Annotated in this window: 7 protein-coding genes and 1 pseudogene; 2 read left to right on the forward strand and 6 right to left on the reverse strand. The window is 64.3% G+C overall.

What is annotated here, in order from left to right:
* Window positions 1-202, reverse strand: a 202-nt coding sequence (locus WAQ08_RS09705) for an SDR family NAD(P)-dependent oxidoreductase (RefSeq protein ID WP_422191359.1), incomplete at its 3' end; no start/stop codon positions are given.
* Window positions 203-434: 232 nt separating this feature from the next.
* On the opposite strand from WAQ08_RS09705, the gene WAQ08_RS09710 reads away from it, so the two are divergent.
* Together WAQ08_RS09710 and WAQ08_RS09715 are read left to right on the forward strand one after the other, a co-directional pair.
* The gene (locus WAQ08_RS09710) at window positions 435-1,319 is read left to right on the forward strand and encodes a metal-dependent hydrolase (RefSeq protein WP_290764864.1); all 885 of its coding nucleotides are present in this window, start codon (window positions 435-437) and stop codon (window positions 1,317-1,319) included.
* A gap of 168 nt (window positions 1,320-1,487) precedes the next feature.
* A complete protein-coding gene (locus WAQ08_RS09715; protein WP_290764863.1) occupies window positions 1,488-1,955 on the forward strand; it encodes a MarR family winged helix-turn-helix transcriptional regulator in 468 nt (155 codons plus the stop codon).
* A 39-nt stretch (window positions 1,956-1,994) separates the two neighbouring features.
* Here WAQ08_RS09715 and WAQ08_RS09720 read toward each other — a convergent pair whose 3' ends face one another.
* From WAQ08_RS09720 to WAQ08_RS09740, 5 genes and pseudogenes are all read right to left on the reverse strand, one after another.
* Window positions 1,995-2,147: a hypothetical protein gene (locus tag WAQ08_RS09720; protein WP_166643434.1), complete on the reverse strand. Its 153-nt coding sequence runs from the start codon at window positions 2,145-2,147 to the stop codon at window positions 1,995-1,997.
* 93 nt (window positions 2,148-2,240) lie between these two features.
* Window positions 2,241-2,552 carry a hypothetical protein gene (locus tag WAQ08_RS09725; protein ID WP_290764861.1) on the reverse strand — a complete coding sequence of 104 codons (312 nt, stop codon included), beginning with the start codon at window positions 2,550-2,552 and terminating at the stop codon, window positions 2,241-2,243.
* Window positions 2,553-2,763: 211 nt separating this feature from the next.
* Window positions 2,764-3,156 (reverse strand): VOC family protein, encoded by a 393-nt coding sequence (locus tag WAQ08_RS09730; RefSeq protein WP_290764859.1) that lies wholly within the window; start codon window positions 3,154-3,156, stop codon window positions 2,764-2,766.
* 133 nt (window positions 3,157-3,289) lie between these two features.
* Window positions 3,290-4,132 (reverse strand): annotated as a pseudogene (locus WAQ08_RS09735) (IS3 family transposase); the annotation flags it as partial.
* The gene (locus WAQ08_RS09740; RefSeq protein ID WP_422191362.1) at window positions 4,108-4,470 is read right to left on the reverse strand and encodes a transposase; all 363 of its coding nucleotides are present in this window, start codon (window positions 4,468-4,470) and stop codon (window positions 4,108-4,110) included. The gene WAQ08_RS09740 and the pseudogene WAQ08_RS09735, both read right to left, overlap by 25 nt.
* Window positions 4,471-4,522: the final 52 nt, after the last annotated feature.

The raw sequence follows: 4,522 nt of genomic DNA on the forward strand, positions 1-4,522 counted from the left end.
GGCCACCGGCAGCGCGGATCTCGGCCACCACCGCCTCGGCGGGCGCCAGGTGGAGGTCGTTGACGACGACCTGGGCGCCGCGCGACGCCAGCAGGCGCGCATGGGCGCGGCCCAGGCCGGCACCCGCGCCGGTGACGATGGCCACGCGGCCGTCAAGGCGCAGGGAAGCGGCGGAACCCAGGGAATCGGTGGAAGCGTTCATGGTGTGGAAGGCAATGCGGTGAAGCTGGCACAGCGCACATCATGCGACAAGGCCGACGCACGGGTAAACCCGAGTGCAAAAAACGCGTCAGGACGGCGCCAGACCCCTGGGTGTCGCGCGCGATGCCTGTCTGTCGCATTGACGTGCACGTCAACCTTGTCGTGATTTCTACACTGGGTCTCATTGGCTGGCACCCACCGACGCGCACCGGCCCCACCGCAGGAAACACCGCATGACCCACAAGCAGACCCCCGTGAGCCCGAACCCGATCGTGCCCCGCACCGACCTGGACTTCGACATCACCGAGCAAACGCCCCGCTGGTGGTACGGCAACGACGCCTTCAAGACCCGCCTGTTCGATGGCATGCAAGCCGCCTTCCCCGATGGCGAGCGCTACTTCTGCACCAGCGTGCGCGCCTTCCGCCCCCAGATCACCGACGCCAAGATGGCCGAGGACGTGAAGAACTTCATTCGCCAGGAAGCCCAGCACGGCATGGCGCACACCGACTTCAACGATCTGCTGCGCAAGCAGGGCCTGGACGTTGACGGCATCCTGCACGAGGCCAAGGACCTGTTCGACCAGTACACCAAGAACTACTCGGCCAAGTACAACCTGGCCCTGACCGCCGCCTTCGAACACTTCACGGCCATGATGGCCCAGATGCTGTTCGAGACCAAGGACGTGATGGCCCCTGCCGACCCCAACGTGCGCGCCATGTGGGCGTGGCACGCGATTGAGGAGATGGAACACAAGGCCGTGGCCTTCGACGTGATGCAGCAAGTGGCCAAGGTCGGCTACGTGATGCGTTGCGTGGCCATGACCCACGCGCTGTACAAGGTCGTGGTGGACAGCATGCGCCTGACCAACCGCCTGCTCAAGGGCGACGGTTTCAGCTGGCGCCACCGCATGGTGATGTCGGTCAAGGGCGCCTGGTGGCTCTACGGCCGTGGCGGCATCTTCGCGCGCAACACCGCCAACCTGATGGCTTACTACAAGCCCGGCTTCCACCCGTGGGAGCACAAGGCCATTCACAGCTACCCGGTGTGGGTCAGGACCTACGAAGCAACCGGCAACCCCATGCTGGCCGGTGCCGCGCTCTTTCAGGCTGCCCACTGAGTCGCGTTGCTGCACTGCATGGCTGCGCCAGCATCGAAGCCGTCCCTCGGGGACGGCTTTTTCATGGCGCTTGGCCCACATGAAAGGCTCTTGGGGATGGTCGCCCGGCACCGCACTGCCTAGACTCTCGCCATCGCCCTTTGCCCTGCCCCACCCGCTGTTTCGCCCATGCATGACCCTGACCCGTTCGTCGCCAAAGTCCCGGGCATCGACTACGGCATCCTGGATTCACTCCTGGGCTACGCAGTGCGCCGCACCCAGATCCGGCTCTACGAAGATTTCATCCCCTCGCTGGCGCCCTGGGGCATCACGCCGCCGCGCTTCTCGGCCATGGTCATCGTCTCGCGCAACCCGGGGCTCAAGCTGACGCAGTTGGCCCGCATCATGGGCATCGCGCGCTCGGGCTCGGTGAGCCTGGTGGACGCCATCGAGGCGCTGGGCTACATCCAGCGCCTGCCCATGCCCGGCGACCGACGCGCCTTCGGCCTGGCGCTGACGGCCAAGGGCGAAGCGGACCTCGTCGCCATCAGCGCGGCCGTGCAAGCGCACGATGCCCGCATGGCGCAAGCGCTCACGCCCGACGAGCGCACCGTGCTGCGTGGCCTGCTGACGCGCCTGAGCGAAGCGCAGCCCTGATCCGGGTCGGTGCCTTGCTCGGTGCCAAGGCCCGAGCCGTCACTTGTTCTTCAGCTTGCCCTTGGGCTGGACCGCCGTCATCGGGGCGACGGGGCGGTCGGAAGGGGATGAGTTCGAAGTGTCCTTGGAGGAGCCGGTGTCCTTCTTCGGCTTCTTCGTCATCTTGTTGCTGCGCTGTTCGCCTTTGGCCATGGGGTCTCCTGTGAATGGGGCTCAATGTAGCGCGATTCGCTGCTCAGACAATCCTGCGCCCCGCACGGTGACGCACGCCTGAAGCCTGCTGGCTCACTTGCCGTTGGCGGATGGCACAACACCAGCCTGAGCTTGCGCGCCGGTGGCATCTTCGATGGCCATGTGCATGTTGGCCACCGCCTCCCGCTCGCCCTTGATGGCATAGGTATCGTGGCCGCAATGCGGACACGAGGCCACGAAGGCCGCGTCGATGCCGTGCATGCCCGAGACGTCAATGGGGTCCATCTCGGACAGCTCTGCCTGGCAGTTGTTGCAGCCGATGTGCTTCGGCCGCAACGAAAGTTGCCGCTCGATCGCGGCCTGCTTGCGTTGCTCGGGCGTGCCGCGGATTTTTGCTTGTCCCATGGGGGCTTCCAGTGTGTGAGTCGCAGGATTTTGGCTCACCCGGGGCCGAGGATGAGGGCGAGGGTGCGCGTCAGGCGGTCGAGGTTCTGCCCATTCGCGAGGGCCGACACCAACGCACCCTGGATGGCCAGAGGCCAAAACGGCAGCGTACTCTGCTCTCTCGGTGGGGAGATGGTGGTGGGGGGGCGATGGGGCGCCTGGCGCGCTGCGTTCAGCCCGCGATGGGCGAACACAGCTCCACGAGCACGCCGTCGGGACAGCGCACGTACGACACCGTTTGCCCCCAGGGTTTGACTTGAGGAGCGGCCAACTCGGTGGCGCCGACCTTGAGTGCTTGCGCGTGGGCCGCGGGCACGTTGTCTGTGACGAAAGCCACCTCGAAGCCCAAGGGCTGCGGCGAGGCGTCCGCATGCACATGGCCGCCAGGGAAGTTCATGTCGCCCAGCGCGTGCGCGGCGAAGGACAGGGTGGTCGCACCTGTGTCCAACTCGCCGTACGTGCCGCTGTCATGCAGGAACTTGCGCTGGAGCCCGAAAGCCTGCTCGAAGAAGGTCAGTGAGGCCGAGACATCCGGCACGTAAACGATGGTGTAGCCGAGTTTCATGGCGATCCTTGGGTGAGGTGGCGTGGCGCTGTGGCGGCAGCTCAGTGGCGCCGCGCGATGAGGGATGACTGGCGATGCTCTACCGCGCTGACGACCCCGTCTGTTTCCGTGATGATGCGGCGCTTGCTCGACTTTAGTGGACACAGGTTGCAGTTAGGTGGCCGCGTTCAAAAGCGGCCGGCGGCAAATAGTCCAGGCTGGAATGCAAACGTTGTTGGTTGTAGAACTGGATGTAGTCAACCAGGGCCTCACTGAGTTGTTGATCGCAAGCGAATGTCTTTTTGTAGAGCCCCTCGACCTTGAGGGAGTGGAAGAACGACTCTATGTGCGCGTTGTCGTTCATCGAAGCGGGTCGATTCATGCTCTGGATGAAGCCATGCTGTCGGAGTTTGGCTTTGAAATCAAGGGCTGCGTATTCGATGCCCCGATCTGAGTGGAAGTGAACGCCGGGAGGTGGTTTGCGGTTGCGGATGGCGTGCTGCAAGGCGTCGATGGTGAGCGCGGCGGTGCGCTGCGAGGACAGGCTCCAGCCGACGATGCGGCGTGAGAAGCGATCCATGACCACAGCAAAGTAACGCCAAGCGCCTGCGACCTTGAGGTAGGTGACGTCGCCGTGCCAGAGGCGATTGGGGGCTCGGACATCAAGGTCGCGGATGCGGTTGGGCACGCGAGCGAAGAATTTGAGGATGGGCATGCGGCTGCGAAACAGGCCATTGCCATGGCCTTGCAGGCTGGCCAGTCGCATCAAGCGAGCGACGCGGCCACGGCTGACGCGGATGCCGCAGTGGCGCAGCTGGCGAGTCACGCGGGGGCTGCCGTAAAAGCCTCTGGCGTCTTTGTGGGCCTGTCGGATGTGCTCAACCAATTGGGTGTCATGGATGCTGCGGGCGCTGGGGGCGCGGCGCTGCCAGGCATAAAAGCCAGAGCGCGAGACCTTGAACTGCGAGCACATCAGCGCGACCGGGAGGGCTTGGCGGTTTGCTTCGACGAAGCAGAAGACGTCAGCCTTCGCTCGGAAACAAACCGAATGGCTTTTTTTAGGAGGTCGTGCTCCTGCCGCAGTTTTTTGAACTGACGCTCGACCTCACGCAGGCGTTGAAGCTCGGCGACGGCCTCAGGCTCAGGTGCCGGGGCGATGCCCACGAGCAAGCCATCACGGGCCTCTTTGCGCCAGCGAGACAACATAAAGGGATGGATGCAAAGCGACTCGGCGACGTCTTGAACAAGAACGCCGGGTTGCTGGCTCATGGCCACGGCCTGGAGCTTGAACTCCAGGCTATAGCGTTTGGTCTTTTGTGGTCCAGGGGTGCCCATGGCACGGATTCTCCGTTAGGTCGGAGTGTCCACAAAAGTCAGGCAAGGTTCG

The organism is Aquabacterium sp. (assembly GCF_049274795.1).
Lineage (GTDB): Bacteria > Pseudomonadota > Gammaproteobacteria > Burkholderiales > Burkholderiaceae_C > Aquabacterium.